The sequence below is a fragment of the Rhizobium sp. P28RR-XV genome, from assembly GCF_012641385.1.
Taxonomy (GTDB): Bacteria; Pseudomonadota; Alphaproteobacteria; order Rhizobiales; family Rhizobiaceae; genus Rhizobium.
This window is the reverse complement of the sequence record NZ_JABAIG010000020.1, coordinates 1-22632: the sequence shown is the minus strand read 5'-3', so window position 1 is coordinate 22632 and position 22632 is coordinate 1. Positions and strand designations below refer to the sequence as shown.

22 protein-coding genes and 1 tRNA gene are annotated in these 22632 nt (G+C 61.3%); 16 read left to right on the top strand and 7 right to left on the bottom strand.

Annotation, left to right across the window (positions count from 1 at the left end; all coding sequences use genetic code 11):
- Position 1: 1 nt before the first annotated feature.
- A complete protein-coding gene (locus HGP12_RS30140) occupies positions 2–775 on the bottom strand; it encodes a metallophosphoesterase (RefSeq protein WP_168880074.1) in 774 nt (257 codons plus the stop codon).
- Between HGP12_RS30140 and HGP12_RS30135 the strand changes: the two genes are divergently transcribed.
- Positions 774–968 (top strand): hypothetical protein, encoded by a 195-nt coding sequence (locus tag HGP12_RS30135; protein ID WP_168843484.1) that lies wholly within the window; start codon positions 774–776, stop codon positions 966–968. The two genes, HGP12_RS30140 and HGP12_RS30135, sit on opposite strands and share 2 nt — an antisense overlap.
- A gap of 184 nt (positions 969–1152) precedes the next feature.
- Complete coding sequence (gene copD / locus HGP12_RS30130; RefSeq protein WP_168880073.1) at positions 1153–2037, top strand: copper homeostasis membrane protein CopD; 885 nt, start codon at positions 1153–1155, stop codon at positions 2035–2037.
- Position 2038: 1 nt separating this feature from the next.
- On the opposite strand, the gene HGP12_RS30125 is transcribed toward copD, so the two are convergent.
- Together HGP12_RS30125 and HGP12_RS30120 are read right to left on the bottom strand one after the other, a co-directional pair.
- Positions 2039–2830, bottom strand: a complete 792-nt coding sequence (locus HGP12_RS30125; protein ID WP_168880072.1) for a TIM barrel protein — start codon at positions 2828–2830, stop codon at positions 2039–2041.
- Between the two features lie 76 nt (positions 2831–2906).
- On the bottom strand, positions 2907–3854 hold the full coding sequence (locus tag HGP12_RS30120; RefSeq protein ID WP_168880090.1) for a helix-turn-helix domain-containing protein: 948 nt from the start codon (positions 3852–3854) through the stop codon (positions 2907–2909).
- A gap of 86 nt (positions 3855–3940) precedes the next feature.
- Between HGP12_RS30120 and HGP12_RS30115 the strand changes: the two genes are divergently transcribed.
- The 5 genes from HGP12_RS30115 to HGP12_RS30095 all read left to right on the top strand — a co-directional run bounded on the left by HGP12_RS30115 (position 3941) and on the right by HGP12_RS30095 (position 10180).
- Positions 3941–5215, top strand: coding sequence for an ABC transporter substrate-binding protein (locus tag HGP12_RS30115; protein ID WP_168843487.1), 1275 nt, complete (start codon positions 3941–3943; stop codon positions 5213–5215).
- A gap of 112 nt (positions 5216–5327) precedes the next feature.
- On the top strand, positions 5328–6188 hold the full coding sequence (locus HGP12_RS30110) for a carbohydrate ABC transporter permease (RefSeq protein ID WP_168880071.1): 861 nt from the start codon (positions 5328–5330) through the stop codon (positions 6186–6188).
- A complete protein-coding gene (locus HGP12_RS30105) occupies positions 6185–7021 on the top strand; it encodes a carbohydrate ABC transporter permease (RefSeq protein ID WP_120662463.1) in 837 nt (278 codons plus the stop codon). The genes HGP12_RS30110 and HGP12_RS30105 overlap by 4 nt, the downstream gene beginning before the upstream one ends.
- Positions 7022–7036: 15 nt before the next feature.
- Positions 7037–8125, top strand: coding sequence for an ABC transporter ATP-binding protein (locus HGP12_RS30100; RefSeq protein ID WP_168880070.1), 1089 nt, complete (start codon positions 7037–7039; stop codon positions 8123–8125).
- Positions 8126–8176: 51 nt separating this feature from the next.
- A complete protein-coding gene (locus HGP12_RS30095) occupies positions 8177–10180 on the top strand; it encodes an aldo/keto reductase (protein WP_168880069.1) in 2004 nt (667 codons plus the stop codon).
- An 86-nt stretch (positions 10181–10266) separates the two neighbouring features.
- Here HGP12_RS30095 and HGP12_RS30090 read toward each other — a convergent pair whose 3' ends face one another.
- The gene (locus HGP12_RS30090) at positions 10267–10800 is read right to left on the bottom strand and encodes a methylated-DNA--[protein]-cysteine S-methyltransferase (protein WP_168880068.1); all 534 of its coding nucleotides are present in this window, start codon (positions 10798–10800) and stop codon (positions 10267–10269) included.
- 254 nt (positions 10801–11054) lie between these two features.
- Here HGP12_RS30090 and HGP12_RS30085 point away from each other — a divergent pair, with 254 nt between their 5' ends.
- On the top strand, positions 11055–11390 hold the full coding sequence (locus HGP12_RS30085; RefSeq protein ID WP_168880067.1) for a DUF6665 family protein: 336 nt from the start codon (positions 11055–11057) through the stop codon (positions 11388–11390).
- A 3-nt stretch (positions 11391–11393) separates the two neighbouring features.
- Here the strand turns inward: HGP12_RS30085 and HGP12_RS30080 are convergent, their stop codons facing one another.
- Entirely contained in the window at positions 11394–12596 is a 1203-nt protein-coding gene (locus HGP12_RS30080; protein ID WP_168843494.1) for an ROK family transcriptional regulator, read from the bottom strand.
- Positions 12597–12831: 235 nt separating this feature from the next.
- Between HGP12_RS30080 and HGP12_RS30075 the strand changes: the two genes are divergently transcribed.
- The 8 genes from HGP12_RS30075 to HGP12_RS30040 all read left to right on the top strand — a co-directional run bounded on the left by HGP12_RS30075 (position 12832) and on the right by HGP12_RS30040 (position 21247).
- Positions 12832–14070: an extracellular solute-binding protein gene (locus tag HGP12_RS30075; RefSeq protein ID WP_168843495.1), complete on the top strand. Its 1239-nt coding sequence runs from the start codon at positions 12832–12834 to the stop codon at positions 14068–14070.
- 74 nt (positions 14071–14144) lie between these two features.
- Positions 14145–15029 (top strand): carbohydrate ABC transporter permease, encoded by an 885-nt coding sequence (locus HGP12_RS30070; RefSeq protein ID WP_168843496.1) that lies wholly within the window; start codon positions 14145–14147, stop codon positions 15027–15029.
- Positions 15029–15874 (top strand): carbohydrate ABC transporter permease, encoded by an 846-nt coding sequence (locus HGP12_RS30065; protein ID WP_168843497.1) that lies wholly within the window; start codon positions 15029–15031, stop codon positions 15872–15874. The genes HGP12_RS30070 and HGP12_RS30065 overlap by 1 nt, the downstream gene beginning before the upstream one ends.
- Entirely contained in the window at positions 15871–16893 is a 1023-nt protein-coding gene (locus HGP12_RS30060; protein WP_168843498.1) for an SIS domain-containing protein, read from the top strand. The genes HGP12_RS30065 and HGP12_RS30060 overlap by 4 nt, the downstream gene beginning before the upstream one ends.
- Entirely contained in the window at positions 16894–17823 is a 930-nt protein-coding gene (locus tag HGP12_RS30055) for a PfkB family carbohydrate kinase (RefSeq protein ID WP_168843499.1), read from the top strand.
- Positions 17820–18884: an ABC transporter ATP-binding protein gene (locus HGP12_RS30050; RefSeq protein ID WP_168880066.1), complete on the top strand. Its 1065-nt coding sequence runs from the start codon at positions 17820–17822 to the stop codon at positions 18882–18884. Before HGP12_RS30055 ends, HGP12_RS30050 begins: the two co-directional genes overlap by 4 nt.
- A 150-nt stretch (positions 18885–19034) precedes the next feature.
- Positions 19035–20255, top strand: a complete 1221-nt coding sequence (locus tag HGP12_RS30045; protein ID WP_168843501.1) for an MFS transporter — start codon at positions 19035–19037, stop codon at positions 20253–20255.
- A gap of 359 nt (positions 20256–20614) precedes the next feature.
- A complete protein-coding gene (locus HGP12_RS30040) occupies positions 20615–21247 on the top strand; it encodes an outer membrane protein (protein WP_168843502.1) in 633 nt (210 codons plus the stop codon).
- A 252-nt stretch (positions 21248–21499) separates the two neighbouring features.
- Here the strand turns inward: HGP12_RS30040 and HGP12_RS30035 are convergent, their stop codons facing one another.
- Both HGP12_RS30035 and HGP12_RS30030 read right to left on the bottom strand, forming a co-directional pair.
- Entirely contained in the window at positions 21500–21871 is a 372-nt protein-coding gene (locus tag HGP12_RS30035) for a hypothetical protein (protein ID WP_168843509.1), read from the bottom strand.
- Between the two features lie 644 nt (positions 21872–22515).
- Positions 22516–22592, bottom strand: a tRNA-Met gene (locus tag HGP12_RS30030).
- Between the last annotated feature and the right edge of the window lie 40 nt (positions 22593–22632).

Genomic DNA, 22632 nt, shown 5'->3' with positions numbered 1-22632 from the left:
ATCAAGTCGAGGTAATGTGAATGCGGCCCTGCCATAGCCGAGCCGCAGTCAACCGACCGGTATAGAATGCCCCGGTGTCGAGATTGAGCCGCAAACCATGAACTTCGGCCTGCCGGATTGGTGTATGACCGTGCACGATCAGCTTCGGCAAAGGCTGCGCGCTGTCGTGGAAGCGCGAACGGATGTAGACAAGATCGTCGTCCTGCTGCTCGGAAATCGACCTGTCCGGATCGATGCCGGCATGAACGAACAGCACTTCGGGCGTGTCCAGCAGGATCGGTAAACGGCGCAGGAAATTGACGTGATCGTCAGGCAGCCAGGTCCGTATGAAGGTATCGAGCTGCTTCTGCTTGGGATATCGCTCTTTCAGTTTTTGGATATCCACGCCATAGGAAGCGAGCGTCGCATCACCGCCGAGCGCCACCCAATCGTCAAGCGATATCTCGCCGTCGATATAGCTGAGCATTGCCATCTCGTGATTGCCCGTCAAGCAAATACGGTCGAAGCCATTCGGCGGCGACGCCATCAGGCGGCCGACCACCTGCGCCGAAGCCGGGCCGCGATCGATGAAATCTCCGAGCATGATGATGAGCTTTCGGCCCGGCAGCCCTGCCGCATCGGCGAAAATCTTGCGCTCCAGCGCACTCAGAAGATCGTAACGGCCATGGACGTCGCCGATGACATAGGTGGGCATGTCGAGATGTTCGAGCCATTCGCGACGCCGGCGAGAGCCGAAGCCAGTAGCCATTTTTTCGCGTATCCTAGATGCCGCCATGAAACTGCCTTTCGAGCGCACACCCCGGAACGCCTCAACTATGTCTGCAAAAAGGACTCAAAAGCGACGATTCTTTGCCAAAAAAGCAGGAATCGCGCCCATGATCGATATCGCGATCGGCCAAGGCCTGCGACAGCGGATTGCCTTGCGGCAAAGCGTCCTGAACGGCGCCTTTATGCATGGAGAAAGTTGACAGTGCGTATCCGCAATCCTATCGCGCTCGCCAGGCCGGCGAAAGAGAGCCCCGCCATCCGAAGCATGATAAGGCTGTCGTCTGCCCGCCCCGGCATGACAGCTGCCCGCTTGCCCGGCGAAAGCGACACTGTATTGAACTGGAATGCTGCCCATGGCGCCCGTAAATTTGACGTGAAATCCTGATGGATCCGACGACAGCGCTCCAACTCTGCCGCTTTCTTCATGATGCGTCGCTGATGCTTCTGTGGGGCGCCTGCGCCTATCTCTGCCTGCTCGTGCCGAAAACGCTCGCCGATACCGTCTGGCGCGTGTCGGCAAGGCCACTTTTCGCGATTACCACGATTGCAGCCGTGACGGTACTCGCGGCATTGCCCGCAACGACGGCGACTATCGGCAATGGATGGAACGATGCACTCGATGCCGACACCATCCAAGACGTGCTCTTCCGGACCACGGTCGGCCTGGCTTGGCAGGCACAGGCGGCTGCGGCCGTGGTCATGGTCAGCGCCTTCCTGTTACCGGAAAGCTGGCGGCGGCGCGGGCTGGCGTTGGGTTCGGGCCTGGGGCTTGCCTTCCTTTCCTTAACCGGGCACGCCTCGATGCTGGAAGGCTGGCTAAGGCAGATGCATCGTGGCAACGATGTGCTGCATGTGCTGACCGCCGGCGGCTGGCTGGGAGCGCTCGTGCCGCTGATACCCATTCTGCGCCTTCTCGACTGCAAGGATTGCCGAGCGGAAGCGCTGGTGGCGCTGCGACGCTTCTCCAATGCGGGGCATGTGGCCGTCGCGCTCGTCATCGCCTCCGGCATCGTCAACACGATGCTGATCCTGAAACGGCTGCCGACGGACTGGTCGTCGCCCTACCAGAAACTGCTTGGCATTAAGATCACGCTGGTCGCCGCCATGGTGCTTCTGGCGATCGTCAATCGCTATGTCTTCGTTCCTTGGATCGGCCGCAACCATAACCGCGCGCTGCAGGCGCTCCGGCTTGGAAGCATCACCGAGATCGTCATCGGCATGGCAGTAATCGGGCTCGTCGCCGTCTTCGGCATATTGGAGCCGGTGTAGGTCAGGACGCAGATCCTCGCGGAGAGCCGCCGAGCGATTTCACCACCGCGCGAACAGCTTCGGCATCGCTGGTCGCCGGCCTATATTCCAGGCCCACCCTGCCACGATAACCCTGGGCGAATACCCAATCCAGCCGCTCCGCCAGATCGATATGGCCGGTACCAGGATCGCCTCGGCCGGGATGATCGGCCACATGGAGATGCACGATCCGGTTGATGCGATCGCCGACGACCTCACGCGTATCCTCGCCCATGACGGCCGAGTGATAGAGATCGTAGACGATGCCGATTTCGGCGCGGCCGACCTCGTCGACGATATCCAGGCCTTCCTCCGTCGAAGACAGATAATAGCCGACATGATCGATCTTCGTGTTCAACGGCTCGAGGCCGACGCGAACGCCGGATCCTTCAAGAACATCGGCGCCGGCGCTGAGAGCTGCGACGAGAGCCGACCGCTGCTCGGCGCGCGAAAATCCCGGCAGATCATCGCCGGCCTGCGCGATCAGAACCGGCGCGCCGAGGCGCTGCGCCACGGCAACGGACTCGCGCAAACCCTTCAGCCAAGTCTCTTTGTTTGCGGGACTCGTCAATGCGATCATCGGCTCCGCCACCAGGCCGGACACCGCAATGCCGGTCTCGGCAACGGCGGCGGCAATCGCATCGAGATCCTTGTTCGTCCAGCGCCAGAACTCGACGGCATCGAGCCCCGCCTGATGCGCCAACCGGATGCGATCCGCAAAGACATCGCCATCACGCGCAAACAACCACTCGATACAAGCCGAAAACCGCCGCATTGAAATCTCCTCCCGCATTCCCGCCGACAATATTCCCGCCAGCAATGCGCGGGATCGGCGGTGACCGCAAGAGGCGTCAGCGCTGAATCTGCGGAGGGCGCCGCGCGGACGAATCGATGGCTTCCACGTTGATCGCGGAGAGTACGCGCATGTCGCGGCGGAAATCGGAAGGCGTCATGCCGGCAATGTGGCGAAAGGATTTGTTGAACGCGCTGATCGAGCCGAAGCCGCTGTCCATGGCGACCTGCAGCACATTGGCGCCGTCGCGCATCAGCATCGCCTGGGCGCGCGAAAGGCGCAGCAGGTTCACATACTTGGCGAGCGTCATGCCGGTGGATTTCTTGAAGAGGTTCATGGCGTATTTCGGATGGAGATGCGCCGCCTTGGCGATATCGACCGTATCGATGTCATCCAGAAAATTATCGGCGATGAAATCGCACATTCTCGCCAGGCTGCGTGAGGACTGCGGATGGGCCTGGTCGTTCGCCAGGTTTCCCGGCTTCTCCGGCACCATGCGATAAGGTTCGAAAGCAATTCGCTCCAGACGCAGGAGAAGTTCGGCAACGGCATGTTCGGCCTTGGCGCCGTCATTCGACATGACGTAACGGTGCCATCGGGCGAAATTTTCGTCGTCAGCGGCATCGGTCGCCGAACTTATCAAGGCCTGCCCGCGAATGAGGCGACCGGAAATATCGAGCGGCAGCCGCAGGCGGAAGAAATGCACGAGCGGCAGATGCGCGCCCGCATAGATCGAATCCTCGGACAATTCATCCAGCTGATGCGGCTGCCCTCCCCAGAACAGACAGATCTCGCCGGCCTTCAGGGTAAGGTCGTGATTGCCTATGCGGTAGTGCACGCTGCCGCGCACGATATAGTTCACCTCTACCTGCGCGTGCCAATGCGGCTTCGCCATCGGCAATGGATGATTGTGAAACATCTGCAGGATCGTCGGCAGCCCTTCGACGCTGCTCGCACCCGGCTGATAAACCGCCCGTAGACCCACCTTACTTTTCGCCAAGTCGATGTTCCCTTTTTAGGAGACAGAAGCGTACCGGCAGCTAGTTTAAGCGCGTTCGCTTGCGGACGGCAATTGAAAAGGGAGGATTTTCAATGCGTTTAAAACTAGCTGGAGCGACGGCCATCGCGGCCCTACTCGCTTCCGGTTCTGCCTTTGCGGAACAAACCACCATTACCGTCTGGAGCTGGAACATCGCCGCATCGGCGCTGAAATCCACGGTCGAGGGGTTCAATAAAAAATATCCGGACATCAAGGTCGAAGTTCAGGACATCGGCAACCCGCAGGTCTTCGACAAGATGCTGGCCGCATGTGCTGCCGGCGGCGACGGCCTGCCCGACGTCATGTCGATCGAAAACCACAAGGCCTCGATCTTCTGGAATCGCTTTCCGGACTGCCTGACCGATCTCACGAAGCTCGGCTACAACGATGAACTGAAGAAGCAATTCCCGGAATTCAAGCGTGCCGAACTTGAGGTCGGCGATGCCGCCTATGCCATGCCTTGGGATTCCGGCCCAGTCACCATGTTCTATCGCCGCGATTTTTATGAAAAGGCGGGGATCGATCCGGCAACGATCAAGACCTGGGACGATTTCATTGCCGCCGGCAAGAAGATCTCCGCCGCCAATCCGGGCGTAATCATGACGCAGGCCGATCTCAACGGCGATACCGAATGGTTCCGCATGCTCGCCAATGAACAGGGCTGCGGCTATTTTTCGTATGACAGCCAGAGCATCACCGTCAACCAGCCGGCGTGCGTAAAAGCCCTGGACAAGGTCAAGGAGATCAAGGACGCGGGCTTGATGAGCGCCGCGAACTGGAACGAGAAAATTCAGGCGAACACTGCCGGCAAAGTGGCGTCTCAGCTCTATGGCGGCTGGTATGAAGGCACCGTCCGCTCTACCTCGCCGGATCTCGCCGGCAAATGGGGCGTCTACCCGATGCCGAGCATGACGGCGGACGGCCAGCATGCGGCCAATCTCGGCGGCTCGTCGCTCGCAATCGCCAGCGGCTCCAAGAACAAGGAAGCCGCCTGGAAATTCCTAGAATACACGCTTGGCACCAATGAGGGCCAGGTGACCATGCTGAAGTCCTTCGGGCTCGTGCCGTCACTGCTGACGGCAGTTCAAGATCCCTTCGTCAACCAGCCCCAGCCCTATTGGGGTGGGCAAAAGGTCTGGGCCGATATCCTCGCCACCCTGCCGAAGATCCGCCCGAGCCCCGGCACCCAGTATTTCAGCGACGCGGATGAGGTCATAAAGGCCGTCCAGACGAAATACCTCGCCGGCGGCTATCCAAACGGCAAAGCCGCGCTCGACGACGCGGCCCAGCAGATCGCTTCGGCGACAGGTCTGCCGCTCGCGAAATGAGTGACACTGCCGGGCGCGCATCCCAAGCCGCGCCCGGCATCCCCGCCGCCCTCAGGGCGGCGGGGATGCGACGTCACGTGTCATTCCACTGCGCATAAAGGAGAAGGCTTTCATGCGGTTGCGAAACCGGAGCGCCTATGCGTTCCTTGCACCCTATCTTCTGGTGTTCGCCGCTTTCTGGGTCTGGCCGATCATCGATTCGTTCCTGATCTCGTTCCAGAACACCCGGGTTAATCCGTGGACGTTCAATCTGTCGCTCAATTGGGGGCGGCTGTTCGGCGACCCAGCCTTCTACAACGCGCTTCAAAACACGCTGATCATCCTGATCGTCCAGGTACCCGTCATGATCACGCTCGCCACGGTCATGGCTGTGCTGCTGAATTCACCGCTGTTGAAGGCTCGCAGCATTTTTCGCTTTGCCTTCTTCGCGCCCGTCGTTGTTGGAGAGGTGGCCTATGCCGCGGTCTTCCGTCTGATGTTCAACGTCGATTTCGGTATCATCAACAAGCTCATCGGCACGGTCGGCTTCGCACCGGTGTCGTGGTTCGCCGAATCGCATGCCGCAATGGTGCTCATCGTCATCGCCGTCACCTGGCGCTGGGCGGGTTACAACGCCATCATCATCCTTTCCGGGCTGCAATCGATCCCCGAGGATGTTTACGAGGCTGCGACCCTCGACCGCGTCAACCGCTTCCAGCAGTTCATCCACATCACCCTGCCGCTGTTGAAGCCGATCATTCTGTTCTGCGTCGTCCTATCCGTCATCGGCACCATGCAGCTCTTCACCGAACCATATCTGATCACCAACAGGGGTGGCCCCGGCGGCGGGACCGAGACGCTCGGCCTTTTGCTCTATCGCCAGGCCTTCCAGTCGACCAACTTCGGCTATGCCTCCGCGATCGCCTACACGATGGCGGCGCTCGCCGTGGCCATTTCTCTTCTCAATCTGTGGGTGGGGCGCGAACCGAAATGAAATCGAAGTCCAAATCCACTCTGATCCGCTCGCTCGCCTTGCATGGCCTGCTGGCGCCCCTCGCCATCATCTGGCTGTTTCCGCTCTGGATGATGTTCGTCTTCTCGACCATGCCCGATTACGGCATCTTCAGCCCCGGCATCATCCTGACACCGTCGACGGGTTTCATGGACAACGTCCGCAACCTGCAGGCAGACACCAACTTCATCGGCGCCATGACGATCTCCATCGTCGTTGCCGTCGTCTATACCTGCCTGTCGGTGCTGCTGACCTCGATGGCCGGATGGGCCCTGGCGCGCTACCAGTTCGCCGGCCGTTCGGGCGTCATCGGCATCATCCTCGGCACGATCACGCTGCCCTACTCCGTCGTCGTCATCCCGCAGTTCATCATGGTGGCCCGCGATTTCGGGCTGGCCAATTCATGGGTCGCCCTGATCGTACCGCCGCTCTTCAATTCGCTCGGCGTGCTATTCATGCGCCAGGCCTTCTCGATGATGCCGGGCGAGCTCTTTGACGCCGCCCGCGTCGAGGGCGTCAAGGAATGGCAGATCTTCCTGCGCATCGCCTTGCCGCTCGCAAGGCCAACCATGGCGGCGCTCGCGATCATCCTGTTCCTGGCCTCCTGGAACAACTATCTCTGGCCGCTGCTCATCAACTCCCGCCCGGGAATGATGACCGCGCCCGTGGCGCTCGGAACGCTGATCGGCCTCACCAGGGTCTCCTGGGGCGGCATCATGGCCGGTGCGGTCATGCTGACGGCACCGATCCTCATCATCTTCGTTCTCCTGCAGCGCCACTTCATCGCCGGCATCGCCGCCGGCGCAATCAAATAATTCCGGGAGATCCGTATGGCTGAACTGTCCCTTACCAATATCGTCAAACGCTACGGTTCGCTGGAAATCATCCACGGCGCTAATCTCGACGTGAAGGACGGCGAATTCGTCGTCTTCGTCGGGCCGTCCGGATGCGGCAAGTCCACGCTGCTGCGCATGATCGCCGGGCTGGAAGACATTACCGGTGGTGAACTCAAGATCGGCGGCCGCGTTGTCAACGACGTGGAACCGGCCGATCGCGGCATCGCCATGGTCTTCCAGTCCTATGCTCTCTACCCGCATCTGACGGTCGAGCAGAACCTCAATTTCGGCCTGCGCATGAACGGCAATCCGAAGGCCGACACCGACCGCCGCGTCAAGCAGGCGGCCGAGATCCTGCAGATCACGGAGCTGATGCAGCGCCGGCCGAAGCAGCTCTCCGGCGGCCAGCGCCAGCGCGTCGCCATCGGCCGCGCCATCGTGCGCGAGCCGAAGATCTTCCTGTTCGACGAGCCGCTGTCCAATCTCGACGCCGAGCTGCGCGTGCAGATGCGCGTCGAAATCTCGCGCCTTCACAAGAAGCTCGGGACGACGATGATCTACGTCACGCACGACCAGACCGAGGCCATGACGCTGGCCGACAAGATCGTCGTGCTGCGCGGCGGCAATATCGAACAGGTGGGAGCGCCGCTCGATCTCTATGACGATCCGGCAAACCAGTTCGTCGCCGGCTTCGTCGGCTCACCAAAGATGAATTTCCTGCAGGCCGAAGTCACGGACAATCAGCAGGGCCGCATCGCCATCGTGCTCAAGGGCCAGCGCAACGTCCGCCTGACGCTGCCGGTCACCTCGGCCAAGCTAGAGGTGGGCCAGCCGGTGACGCTCGGCGTTCGCCCGGAACATTTCCTCGAAGCCGGGCGCGGCGAGGTCGACATGACTGTCGCCGTCGATGTCGCGGAGCATCTCGGCAACACCAGCTACATCTACGCCAATATCGAAGGCGGCGAGCAGATCGTCATCGAACGCGAGGAATCCCGTAACACGGGCAACCGCGACAAGCTCACCGTGGCGCTCGCGGCAGACAAGACATTCCTGTTCGACAGCGCCGGCAACCGATTGCGATAGGCGCTGCCCATCCTCCCAAGACAGCATGCAGATTTAGGAAAGGATCGTTCCATGACCACTGAGACCTCAATCCGCTGGGGCATTATCGGCCCCGGCAGGATCGCACAGACTTTTGCCGATGGTATCGCTCATTCCCGCAGCGGTAAGCTGGTGGCGATCGCCAGCCGCAATCCGGACAAGCCGGGCCTCAGTGACGGTTTCCCAGGCGCGCGCATCGTCAACGGCTATGAAGCCCTGCTCGCCGACAAGGAGATCGACGCCGTCTATATCGCCACACCGCATACCGGCCACGCCGAATGGGCGATCAAGGCGATCCGCGCCGGCAAGCATGTGCTGGTCGAAAAGCCGATCGCACTCTCGGCTTTCGATGCGGAAGCCATCTATTACGAAGCCAGGAAGGCCGGCGTCTTCGCCGGCGAAGCCTTCATGTATCGCGTCCACCCGCAGACGGCGAAGCTGATAGAACTCATCAAGAGCGGGGCGATCGGCGATCTGCGCATCATCCGCACCTCCTTCGGCTTCAACATGGGCACGGTGAAGCCGGAACACCGGCTGTTTGCCAATGAAACGGCCGGCGGCGGCATCCTCGATGTCGGCGGCTATCCGGTATCGATGGCGCGCCTGATCGCCGGCGCCGTCGACGGCAAGCCGTTCCTCGATCCCGACAAGGTCTCGGGCGTCGGCCATCTCGGCCAGACCGGCGTCGATGAATGGGCTTCCGCCGTGCTGAAGTTCCCGAACGACATCATCGCCGAAGTGTCCTGCTCGATCATGGCGAACCAGGACAACACGCTGCGCATCATCGGCTCGGAAGGCCGGATCGAGGTTGCCGACTTCTGGTTCGCATCCGGCCACAAGGGCGGCGTCGGCAAGATCGAACTGATCAAGGGCGACGAGACGCAGACGATCGAGGTCAAGGAAGAGCGCTGGCTCTATTCCTTCGAAGTCGATGCGGCCGGCGATGCCATCCGTGCCGGCAAAAAGGAATTCGCCTATCCCGGCATCAACTGGGCGGATTCGATCGGCAATCTTAGGGTTCTCGACCAGTGGCGCGCCTCGATCGGCCTCGAATACGAGGTGGAGAAGGCAACACGCCGGACGAAGAACATTGCCGGCGCGACCGTCACCAAGGGCAACAGCATCCCGAGGCGCAGCATTCCGGGCATCTCCAAGCCGGCATCGCTCGTCACGCTCGGCTTCGAGTTCTTCCCGAATTTCGCCGCCGCCTCGCTGACGCTCGACGCCTTCTACGAAGCCGGGGGCAACGCCTTCGACACAGCCTATGTCTATGGCGGCGGCAAGACGGAAAGCATCTTCGGCGACTGGCACACCAGCCGCAACGTGCCGCGCGAGGAGATCGTGCTTATCGGCAAGGGCGCGCATTCGCCACTTTGCTACCCGGACATGATCCGCAAGCAGCTCGACCAGTCCCTTAACCGCCTGAAGACCGACTATGTCGACATCTACTTCATGCATCGCGACAACACCGACATTCCGGTCGGCGAATTCGTCGATGCCATGGATGCCGAAGTAAGGGCTGGCCGCATCCGCGGCATCTTCGGCGGTTCGAACTGGACGCGTGCCCGTTTTGATGAGGCGATCGCCTATGCTGAGAAGAACGGCAAGGCGGCACCGGCGGCACTTTCCAACAACTTCTCGTTGGCGGAGATGCTCGATCCGATCTGGGCCGGATGCGTCGCCGCATCCGACGACGAGTGGAAGGCGTGGCTCAATGCCAAGCAGATCCCGAACTTCGCCTGGTCGAGCCAGGGCCGCGGCTTCTTCACCGATCGCGCCGGCCGCGACAAGCGTGATGAGGAGGAATTGGTGCGCGTCTGGTATTCCGACCGCAATTTCGGCCGCCGCGACAGGGCGATCGAACTGGCGCAGAAGCTCGGCCGCCATCCGATCCACATCGCGCTCGCCTATGTCGTCGCGCAGGCCTTCCCGGTCATCCCGCTGATCGGCCCGCGCACGATCGCCGAGCTGGAAGACAGCCTTTCGGCGCTCGACATCAAGCTGACGCCGGAACAGGTGAAGTGGCTCGAAGGCTGAGATAGCTAGTCGATTCAAAGTGAAAGGCCCATCCGGGAAACCGGAGGGGCCTTTTGCATGGTATACCGTCTGTCATCGCCGAGAGATCAGGCGGCGAAGTCGAATGTCTTCGTATCAGCCCCTTCGAGCCGCAGGAGATAGGCCTTGCGCTCGAGACCACCGGCAAATCCTCTGAGATCGCCTGCTGATCCTACCACGCGGTGGCAGGGCGCGATGATCGAGATCGGGTTGCGGCCGTTGGCGGCGCCGACAGCACGGATCGCCTTTGCCGAACCGATCTCGGTGGCGATCTGGCTATAGCTTCGCGTCTCGCCGAAGGGGATGGCAAGCAGAGCCTGCCAGACCTTCTGCTGGAACTCCGTTCCGGCAAAGTCGAGCGGCAGATCGAAAGACTGCCGTTCGCCGGCGAAATATTCGCGGAGCTGCCGTTCGGTTTCGAGCAGCACGGGATGGCTGTCATCCTCAGCCACGATCAGCAGTGGCACGCGGCCCGGCCGATCATTGTCCCAGAGGATCGCGGCAAGCCCATCATCGCTGCCAACGAGCTTCAATGCGCCAACAGGCGAATTCACGATCCGATAGACGTAGTGGTTTTCTGCATTTTTCGGAGCTTTGGTCATGCCGATATCCTTTCCTTGAATTGCGCTCATAGTATCGGGCGTGATTGCCTCTGAAGAAGCGCTGATGTGCGTATTGGACCTCAAATGAGGTTCTCCAGCCACCCGAAAACAGATAAGTGGCAGCGAAATCCCGGCATTTCTGAACTCGCGCGGACAGCCTCACGATGACGCAGGCCAGATGGTCACGCTTGGGAAATGAGCTGGAATTGTGTAAAATCGAGCAGAGGCAGATCATACAGCATGCGGAGTCCGATATGACAGTTCGCCCGCCGCGCAACTTCAATCCATCGCAGACGAACGAGACCGGCCTCGGGATCCTCGAATATGAGATGATGTCGGAACGGGCGAGTTCGCTCGGCCGTCACGGCATGAAGGTCGAGGCAGCGCTTGCCGCATTGCAGGAGGGCGAGGCCAAGGGCAAGCTGGGCGTGGAACACGAGCGGCTGGTTGATGCCGCCGCCGAAGCCGTCTGGGGAATGTTCATCCACCGCGAGATCTGTGGCCTGCGCAACGGCCGCGACGTCATCCAGCGCTATGGCATTCCGAATAAGGTGCTCGCGCGTCTCGGCGCCAGTCCACGGCATTCCTAAATATCAGGATTTCAGGATCGCCTGAAAGCGCGGATCGAAGGCGTGGCCGATCGGCTCGACCGCCGCGCCACGCGCTACGGCCCATGGGTCGGTCATGCCGAGCTGCAGGCGCGGCAGCAACCGGTCGGGACGATCGGCATTGGAAGGCAGGAGCGGCTGCATGGCGGCGATCAACCGCGTTGCCAGCGCCGGGGGTGCGCCGCCGCACAGAATCACCGTCTGCGGATCGAAGATGGTTTCGATGATCTGCACGCTCCAGCGCAGGTCGACCGCCGCCCTTTCGATCCAAGCGAGAATATCGGGGTCATCGGCCGCAGCGCGCGCGTCTATTAGCGAATAGATATTCGCCGCCATCGGATCGACACCGAGGTGATCGTAGAGCGAGGCAAGCGACGCGCGATGCTCCAGCTGGGTCAGCCGGCCACCTGCCCCCAACAACGCCATGCCGATTTCGCCGGCATTGCCGTGCGCGCCGCTATAGAGCTCGCCGCCGAGAATGAGGCCCGCGCCGATACCATAGCCGACATAGAGGCAAACGGCGTGATCGAGCCCATGCGCAGCTCCGACCATGCGCTCAGCGGTCGCGCAGGCTGCGGCGTCGTTCTGCAGGGTGACATTGAGACCGGTTCCGGCCGATAGCGTTTCCAGCAGCGGAAAGCGTTGCCAAGCGCCCATCATCCAGGGATTGTCGGCCTCATCCTGCTCGATACCGAACGGACCCGGCATCGCCGCGCCGAGGCCGACGAGGCGCTTCTCCGCCTGCGCCACGCTCTGCCTGAGCTCGGCACGCACGTCTTCTATCAGCTTCAGGACGACGGGCGTGCCCGTCGCCGGTCCGCCCGCCGGCAAGTTCGCTTCCTTGCGGATGAGGACATTGCCGACGAGATCGACGGCGATGGCGCGCGTGATGTGGCGGTCGATCTGCAGGCCGATGGCGAAAGCACCTTCCGGCACGAGACCATACGGTGTCGAGGGCTGGCCCCTGCCGCGGCGTACCGTTTCCCGAGAGGTCACCAGCCCGTCGTTTTCCAGCTCCTCCATGATGTTGGAGACCGTCTGCTTCGTCAGGCGGGTGGCGCGGGCGAGATCGGCGCGGGAGAGAGCACCGTTGAGCCGCAGGGCATCGATGATCACCCGCCGGTTATGGGCGCTGGTGCCTTCGTGGTTCGTTCCGCTCGTGGCCCTAATCGGGCGATTATCGTTCATCTGCATTTGCCTCTTGACACCAATAGAATATTGAAGAACAAATTAGTCAAGACAATTGACTTAAAAGAAACCAGAGAGTTTCATCAGGGAACTTGAGCGAGCCAAGGGGCTCCGAAGACGCTCCGATCGATGCTCGGCAGCCGGCCCGGCCAATTGCCTGCTCGACAGCCGATGGCGACACTTCCGCCGCCATTGGAAAAAAATCGTGTGACTGTCAAAAAAACTGGAGGATGGAATGTTGAAATCATTAAACAAGACATTGCTCGGCGCAGCACTGATCGGCGTATCCTTCGCCTCGCATGCCTTTGCCGAAACCACGATCAATGCCCTCTTCATGGCGCAGGCCGCCTATAGCGAAGCCGATGTGCGCGCCATGACGGATGCCTTCTCCAAGGCCAATCCGGACATCAAAGTCAATCTCGAATTCGTCCCTTATGAAGGCCTGCACGATAAGACCGTGCTCGCTCAAGGCTCCGGCGGCGGCTATGACGTCGTGCTGTTCGACGTGATCTGGCCGGCCGAATACGCAACCAACAAGGTTCTGGTCGACGTGTCCTCCCGCATCTCGGACGACACGAAGAAGAATGTCCTGCCGGGCGCATGGACGACGGTCCAGTATGACGGCAAATATTACGGCATGCCGTGGATCCTCGATACCAAGTACCTGTTCTACAACAAGGAAATCTTGGAAAAGGCCGGCATCAAGGCGCCGCCGAAGACCTGGGACGAGCTCAACGAGCAGGCCAAGGCCATCAAGGACAAGGGCCTTCTGGCAACGCCGATCGCCTGGAGCTGGTCGCAGGCCGAGGCCGCGATCTGCGACTACGCCACGCTCGTCAGTGCCTACAAGGGCGACTTCATCAAGGACGGCAAGCCGGACTTCCAGACCGGCGGCGGTCTCGATGCCCTGAAATACATGGTCACCAGCTACAAGTCCGGTCTCACCAACCCGAACTCCAAGGAATTCCTGGAGGAGGACGTCCGCAAGGTCTTCGAAAACGGCGATGCCGCCTTCGCGCTAAACTGGACCTACATGTACAACATGGCAAACGACCCGAAGGACAGCAAGGTCGCGGGCAAGGTCGGCGTCGTGCCGGCACCCGGCGTTGCCGGCAAGAGCGAAGCTTCGGCCGTCAACGGCTCGATGGGCCTCGGCATCACGTCTGCCAGCAAGCATCCGGACGAAGCCTGGAAGTACATCAGCTACATGACCTCCCAGGCGACACAGAACCAGTATGCCAAGCTCAGCCTGCCGATCTGGGCATCATCCTATAGCGACCCGGCCGTGACGAAGGGTCAGGAAGAACTGATCGCAGCCGCAAAGGTCGGCCTCGCCGCCATGTATCCGCGTCCGACGACGCCGAAATATCAGGAACTGTCGACAGCACTTCAGCAGGCGATCCAGGAATCGCTGCTCGGCCAGTCTTCGCCCGAAGATGCGCTGAAGTCGGCTGCCCAAAACAGCGGTCTCTGATACCCTTATCGGGCGGTGCCAGTCGCCGCCCGCCTCTCTTGATCCTCCATGAAGAATGAAAGAAGGGGCCCGCCATGTCCGGCACCTCTATGACAACCCGCGCCTGGCTTTTGATGCTGCCGTTGCTTGTGGTGATGATCGCGGTGATCGGCTGGCCACTCGTCGACACGGTCGGCCTTTCTTTCACCGATGCGAAGCTTGTGGGAACCGGCGGCAATTTCGTCGGCATCGACAACTACGCCAAGATGCTGGCGAACTCCAATTTCCAGCGCACCCTGATCACCACGACCTGGTTTGCGATCGTCTCCGTCGCCGCCGAAATGGTGCTCGGCGTCCTCGCCGCGCTGCTTCTGAACCAGGATTTCAAAGGCCGCGGCGTGCTGCGCGCGCTGATGATCCTGCCCTGGGCGCTGCCGACCGTAGTCAACGCGACGCTCTGGCGGCTGATCTATAATCCCGAATATGGTGCACTCAACGCAGCACTCACCCAGCTCGGCCTTATCGACGCCTACCGCTCCTGGCTCGGCGAACCGGGCACGGCGCTGACAGCGCTCATCGTCGCCGATTGCTGGAAGAATTTTCCGCTGGTGGCGCTGATCGCGCTGGCCGCCCTGCAGGCGGTGCCGCGCGATATCACCGCCGCATCGCTCGTCGATGGCGCAGGACCCTTCAAGCGTTTCCGTTTTGTGATCCTTCCCTACCTCGTAGGACCGCTTATGGTAGCGCTGGTGCTGCGCACCATCGAGGCCTTCAAGGTCTTCGACATCATTTGGGTCATGACCCGCGGCGGCCCGGCCAACAGCACGCGCACGTTGTCGATCCTCGTCTATCAGGAGGCCTTCTCTTTCCAGCGAGCGGGGTCGGGTGCGTCGCTCGCCCTTATCGTAACGCTGCTGGTCACGGTGCTTGCCGCCGCCTATGCCGCCCTTGTCCGCAAAACCGCGGGGAGTGCCACCTGATGGAACGCAAGAGCCCGTTTTTCACCTGCTTCATCTATGTCTGCGCCATCCTGCTCGCCGTCGTGATTCTAGCGCCGATCGCCTGGCTCTTCATCATGAGCATTTCGCCGGCTGCCGATCTTGCTGCCAAGCCGCTGCGCTGGTGGCCGCAGACGGCGGATTTCTCGCGCTACAAAGTGCTGCTGTCGACGCTGGAAAACAGCGAGGGCGCCGCATTCACCTCGTCGTTGCGCAACAGTATCGAAGTGGCCGGCATGGCGACCATCGCCGCGATCGCGCTCGCCATTCCCGCGGGCTGGGCCGTATCGCGCACGCCGTCCGTGGGATGGTCGCTTTCCATGGTCATCGCCACCTATATGTTGCCACCGGTGGCGCTCGCCGTACCGCTCTACATGGGCCTTGCCCATCTCGGCCTGCTCAACAACGTCTTCGGCTTGGCGCTGGTCTATCTGACGATCCTGGCGCCATTCACGACCTGGCTGATGAAATCCGGCTTCGATTCCATTCCGAAGGAGATCGAGGCTGCGGCGATGATCGACGGCGCCGGGCTGTTCCAGACGCTGAAGATCATCACACTGCCGCTTGCCATGCCCGTCATGGCCACCTCGGCGCTCTTCGCCTTCCTGCTTGCCTGGGATGAATTCTTCTATGCGCTGCTCTTCACGTCAGACCAGCGCGCCAAGACCCTCACCGTCGCCATAGCGGATCTCGCCGGCGGCCGTGTCTCGGATTACGGACTGATCGCGACTGCCGGCGTGCTGGCCGCCCTGCCGCCGGTGCTGATCGGCCTTGTCATGCAACGCGCCCTGATCTCGGGCCTGACCAATGGCGGCGTCAAGGGATGACCATGACCAAAGAGAAAACACGCCCCGCCGGCCTTGCCGCCATCGACCGCGAAATGGTTCGCCAACATACAGATGCGCTTGCCTCCCTCGGAGCCGCCGCCGATATGGCTGCCAAGGCTGCCGCATCGCTGAAGCGCACCGGCAAGTTACTGCTGCTCGGCATGGGCGGCTCGCACGCTGTCAACCGGGCTGTCGAACCGCTCTATCGCGCCGGCGGCATCGATGCCATCGCCCTGCCGCTCTCCGAACAGCTCGGTCAGCCGCTGTCGCTGGAAGGGCGCACGATCTTCATGACCTCGCAATCCGGCGAAAGCGCCGAGGTGCTGCGCTGGTTCAACGAGACGGGCGGCACTGGCGATACCTTCGGCCTGACGCTGGAGGGCAGCTCCTTTCTCGCGAGAACCGCGCCTTCTCTCGTCGGCACCGGCGGCACCGAGCTTGCCTTTGCGGCAACCCGCAGCCTCACCGTAACCTTCGCACTGCATTTGGCGATCTTCACCGCCCTCGGGCAGGATCCCGCCCGTGCTTTGGCCGTGCTTCGCGCGCCTGAGACGCTCGATATCGCGCCGGCGCTTTCAGCTCTCGCCGATGTCGAGACGGTCGTCACCTCGGGCCGCCGCCTGCAGGGCATCGCTGAGGCACTGGCGCTCGGCCTCACCGAACTTTCCCGTCGCCCCTGCTTCTCGCTTGAAGGTGGCCAGCTGCGCCATGGTCCGATGGAAATGCTCGGTCCCTCGATCGGCGTCGTCCTCTTCCGTGGCAATGATGCGACGGCCGGCCTCGTGACGGCCATGGCCGTTTCCGCGCTCGAAACCGGCGCGCCGGTTATCGTCTTCGATGGTTCCGAAGAAGAGCCGGTGCCCGGCTGCGTCACCCTGCGCTTCAAACCGGAAACCGGCCTTGCCGCCATCTTCCAGATGCTGCCCGTCGCCCAATCGCTGATGATCGCCTTTGCCGACGAGCGGGTGGAGAATGCCGGCACGCCGGTGCGCTCCACCAAGATCACGCGGAGCGAATGAATGAAGCCGCTTGCAGTCATCGGCAACGTCAATATCGACCTGATCCTAGGGCCTGCAGCGCCATGGCCGAAAGCCGGCACCGAGGTCATCGTCGATCATGACGAGCTGCGCGTCGGCGGCCAGGCGGGCAACAGCGCGCTCGCCTGGGAGGGGCTGGGTATCGATTATGAGATTGCCGCCAACGTCGGTAGCGACCAATTCGGACGCTGGCTCGGCGACGCGTTCGGCGCTCGCAGCAGTAAATGGCCTGTCAGACCGGAGGGCACGACGCTCTCGGTCGGCATCACCCATCCCGATGGCGAGCGCACCTTCTTCACAACGCGCGGCCACTTGCCGCACTTCAGTCTCGACGACGTGCTTGCGGTTCTCGACAGCAAAAGGCTTGCCGGCGGCTATGCCCTGCTGTGCGGAGCTTTCCTCACCGAGAATCTCGCCCGTGACTACAACGCCCTGTTCGACTGGGCCGACAAGCACCGGATCACGGTTGCTCTCGATACGGGCTGGCCGCTCGATGGCTGGACGCAGGCGAATTGTGATTCCGTCAGGCGTTGGCTGTCGCGCTGCGGCATCGCGCTGATGAACGAGGTCGAGACCACGACTCTTGCCGGCATGGACGATCCGGCCGAGGCGGCACGCGCGCTTCATGCGCTGATGCCAGAAGGCGCCATCTTCGTCGTCAAGCGCGGCCCGGACGGCGCGCTTGCCATCGATGCCGATAGCACCCTCGTTTCGGCCACAGCGCCGCGGGTCACGGTCGTCGATACGATCGGCGCCGGCGATGTCTTCAATGCCGGCTTCCTGGCCGCCCTTGCCCGCGGCGAGCCGCCTGCAGCCTGCCTTTCGGCGGGGACCGCGATCGCTTCCCGCGCCATTTCCACTCTGCCGCGCAGCTATGGCCCGGCTAAAGCACCCGAGGAGGCCGTTCGATGAGCGCGCTCGAAATCCAGAATATCCGCAAAAGCTATGGCGAAGTGGAGACCCTGAAGGGCATCGATATTTCGCTCGAAAGCGGCGAGTTCCTGGTGCTGCTCGGCTCGTCGGGCTGCGGCAAGTCCACGCTTTTGAACATCATCGCCGGGCTTGCCGAGGCAACCAGCGGCGATATCCGCATCGGCGATCGCTCCGTGCTCGGCGTGCACCCGAAGGACCGAGACATCGCCATGGTGTTCCAATCCTATGCACTCTATCCGAACCTCTCAGTCCATCGCAACATCGGCTTCGGCCTGGAAATGCGCAAAGTGCCTGCAGCAGTGCGCGACAAGGCGGTGCGCGAGGCGGCGAAACTGCTGCAGATCGAGCCGCTGCTGGAACGCAAGCCGAGCCAGCTTTCCGGCGGCCAGCGCCAGCGCGTCGCAATCGGCCGGGCGCTGGTACGCAAGCCGGACGTCTTTCTCTTCGACGAGCCGCTGTCGAACCTCGATGCCAAGCTGCGCATGGAGATGCGCACCGAACTGAAGCGCCTTCATCAGATGCTGAAGACCACGGTCGTCTACGTGACGCACGACCAGATCGAGGCGATGACGCTCGCGACCCGCATTGCCGTGATGCGGGACGGCCGCATCGAGCAACTCGGCACGCCCGACGAGATCTACAATCATCCGGCAACGCTCTATGTCGCGACCTTCGTCGGCGCGCCGCCGATGAACCTGCTGAATGCCACCGCCGATCAGGGTTCACTCCGCATCGACGGAACCTCGATCACCCTGCCAATGCCGTCAACGGAAGCCGAGATCAAACAGGGGCATGAGCTGGTGGTCGGCATCCGTCCGGAGACGTTGCACCTCGACGAAAGGGGCCAGCTTGAGGCCGTTTGCGAAGTGGCGGAATTGACCGGACCCGAGCTTATCGTGACGGCGCAGGCGGGTTCGCAGCGACTGATGGCCTGCCTGCCGCCACGCACCGCCATTGCCGAAGGGCAGAGCTTGAAGCTCGGCTTCGACGCCAATGCGCTGCATCTCTTCGATCGCGCCACAGGCCGGCGCTGCGAATAGGCCTTTCGAACCCAGGCATATCTTCGCCGAGGGTGGCACGCGAACTGTTTCGGTTGCCGATGCCGTCCCCATGAAATTTCAGCCTGTGTAATGTTACCGCAAGGCAGAGACCCGAACCTGACGATCCAAACCATCGTCGGGGAAAGAATCGTGTTTCGACAACTTCAACGCAGCGTACGATGGCCTTTCGTCGGGCTTCAATTGAGCAATGTCGCCTTGAACGCCAGCCATGCCTTCGCGACCGTCCTATATCCCTGGATCATGTATGACCTCACCCGCAGCGTGGTGTTCATGGCGCTGGTGGCCTTCGTGAACGGCGTCGTCCTCCTGATCGGCATGGTCTTTGGCGGCTATATCGCCGAGATGCTCGGGATCCGCTACACCGCGCTCATCTCCGCCAAGGTCGGAATGCTGACGTCGCTGCTGATCGCGATCCTCTACATGGCGGATTTCCTGCATGCGGGCACTTTCCTCATTCTGAGCTTCACCGGCTCGATCCTCGACGGGCCGGCGACCGTCGCCACCGAAGCGAAGGCGCCGGAAATTGCCCGTCTTTCGAGGTTGTCGTCGGCCGCCGCCAGTTCCGTCGACGATATGATCGACGGCCTCATGCTGCTGACGGCGTCCGCGGCCAGCGCTTTCGTCATTGCCGTCATCGGCCCGAAGGATGCGGCGTGGTGGGTCGTCATCGGCAATTTCATCGCGATGATGCTCCTGTCCTTCAGCCTGCCAAGATTCCGTCTGCGTCCGGCGCCAAGGCTCGGCGATATCGCCAATGCCGGGAAACGGCTCCGCGATTCGGCCGTGTCGCTGCCATTCGCGCTTTGGGGAAGCGCGGCGCTCGGCTTCTTCATGACGCTGCAGATTTTCATCGTACCCGCCGCCTTGCGGCTGCAGGGTGAATCGGTGGCGTGGCTCGGCCTCTTCATCGCGGCGTCGGCGACGGGCACGATCATGATGAACCTGCATCTGGCATCGCGCCATGCCACGCCGACGCCCGCCTCTGTCATTTGCGGGGCTCTCCTCGGCCTGGCGCTCTCGATGGGCATCCTGTGGATGGAGATTTCGCCAGTGACGATGATGCTTGCCGGTCTCGTCGCCGGACTGGCCAATGGCTGGCTCTCCCCCGCCTTCGTTGCGATCCTGCAAATGAAGGCGCCGCGCGACGGCCGGCCCTATGTGACGGGTCTTTGCTATTCGGTCGTCTTGCTGTTTCTGCCGCTGGAATACATGCTGACGGGTCTCGCGATCGGCCTGACCTCGTTCCGCACCACCTGCATCCTCCTCGTCTTCCTGCTGTCGCTGGCGGCAGCCGTCGCCGCCGCCTGGCTGGAATGCATCCAGAATGACCCGTCGAAATCAGCGGAGTAAATATTGAGGACGCCGCATGCATCCGATTGCACATGATGGATGCGGGAATGTCGCTGCTCATGCCTTCGACAACACTATTTCGATCGACGGCCAAGCCTGACGGCAACCTCTCTTCCTTAAAATATAATTAAATAAATCTACTCAACCACCTAAAAATACTTGCTAATTTTTCGATACTTTCAAAAATCTGCAATGTATCCGCAATTCTCGCGAGCAAAATGACCTGCATCTCCCGAGGCCAATCCGTTTCCCAAGACGGACGGCACCGGAGAGAAGCAGGAACCGTTTCCGGTTCTCCAACGCAAACAGAGACCTTGCGGGCGCCGAGGATGGCGCATGGGTTTCGTATGGAGTTATCAATGTCTCTCAGCGCAAAAACGATTCTGTTCGCGGCTTTGGCTTTAGCGACCGCGACCAATGCCTTCGCCGCCGATTTCACGACCTACCAGGCTCCGGATGCCTCCGCCTATGACCGCCCGTCGGCCTTCCAGTGGAGCGGCGCCTATTTCGGCGCGCATGGCGGCATCGCCTCGCCGAAACTGAGCCCCTTTGCCAGCGGCAAGGGCCTGACCGGTGGCGTGCAAACCGGCTACAACTTCCAGGTCGGCCCAGGTGTCCTCGGCGCCGAACTGGAGGGCTCCTACCTTGGGAACAACGAGATACGCGTACCAAACGGCAAGGTGGAAGAGCGCTTTCGCGGCGCCGCCAAGGCGAAGGCGGGCCTGACCTTCGATCGTACCCTCATCTACGGAACAGCGGGCCTGACGATGACGAAATTCGAGGGCGGCAGGGGCGTTTCCAGTCCTGGCGGCTGGAAACAGGGATATCTCTTCGGCGGCGGCATCGAACAGGGCTTCGGTGGCGGGCTCTCGGCTAAGGTCGAATACAACTACGTCATGACCAACGACGTATCTACGACGACATCGACCGGCAAGTCGAAGAGCGATGTGCACGACCACGTCATCAAAGCCGGCCTGAACTATCGCTTCTGACCGGCGAAGTTTGCAGAGGTCGGCATGCCTTTTTCAAGACAAGACATGCCCGACGGGAGCGGCGAAGGATGACTGATCAAACCCCGAATCAGTCCCTTCGCCGTTCTTAATCATGACAGTCAGACGCCCATCCGCATGCAATCGAACCATTCGTATCCACCGCGTCTGGCCTAATTTTCCTGAGAAGGCCGAGCAATGACGGCCAAGTTCATGAGCTGCCTTTCAGATCTCGGAGTCCGGCAGCCAGGGGATCTATTCGCACTCGAGCGAGGGCTGGCGGAAGCTGGTCACATACCAATCGGCCCCGGAGCTTCGGGTATAGAAGGTATAGAAGCATTCCGTCTGCTCGACATAGCCAGGCGTTTCGGTGACTTCGTAGCGCTTGCCCCGGCGCGTTTCCTTGACTTCACCGCTGGATTGACCTGATACCACTTGCGTCTTCGGCTTGCGCCACTGATAGGCGCGCTCACCCTGGCGCAAATCATAAACGTTATCAGGCGGGCCATAATCGAGCATGACGCTGCTGATCGGCGCGCCGATATAGCTCTTCATGATTTGCGAGGCGCAGGCCGGCAGGACCAGCAAAACTGCGAGCGCGGCAATACCGGCCGGCCGCCGCTTCATGCGAGTAACAGACATCAGGAAGTCCTTTGCGACTGGAGAGGGATCGCAGGCAGGGGTACGTCGCGGGGATTACGGCAGCATTGCGCGCCGCGATATCAGCTGCTTTTTGTCGAGCAGCCAAATCTGGTCTCGGATATTCATATCGATCGAGGATCGGGCGGGCTGGGCTGGGCTGGGCTGGGTTGAGATAGGTGCTAGACAATCAATCCAGCAATTCACGCCAGGTTCGGACTCACCCATGGTTGAAACGCCCATCCGTGCACGGATCTACACGAGGCGCCTCTCGCCGACCACACTCGATCTCCGATCGCGTCACCATCGATCATACTTTTTGAGGGATGAGGCGATGGGAGATGGCTTCATCCCAGCAAGAGCGGTTGGACCTGCTCAGATGCAGGGGATGGTCTCCATAGCCGACGCTTGTACGGGGAGCTTGGGAGCGAAGAGATAGCGTTGTGAGCGCAGTGGCCGCTTGTTGCGCGCTAGGAAAGCCCTGGGGAATTTGAGAGAGGTATTTATATTATTTCCCGGCTTAATATTTTTCTGCGCCTTGGGGTTTGCTTTGGCTTGTTGCGGGCTGCGGGGGTAAAAACGACTTCGGCCTCCCGAAGGAGGCCGACAAAGTCTTGATAGTCTTTTGTATTTGGTTGCGGGGGCAGGATTTGAACCTGCGGCCTTCAGGTTATGAGCCTGACGAGCTACCGGGCTGCTCCACCCCGCGCCATTGACGCAAATCGCGAGGCGATTTGTCGTCTTATCCA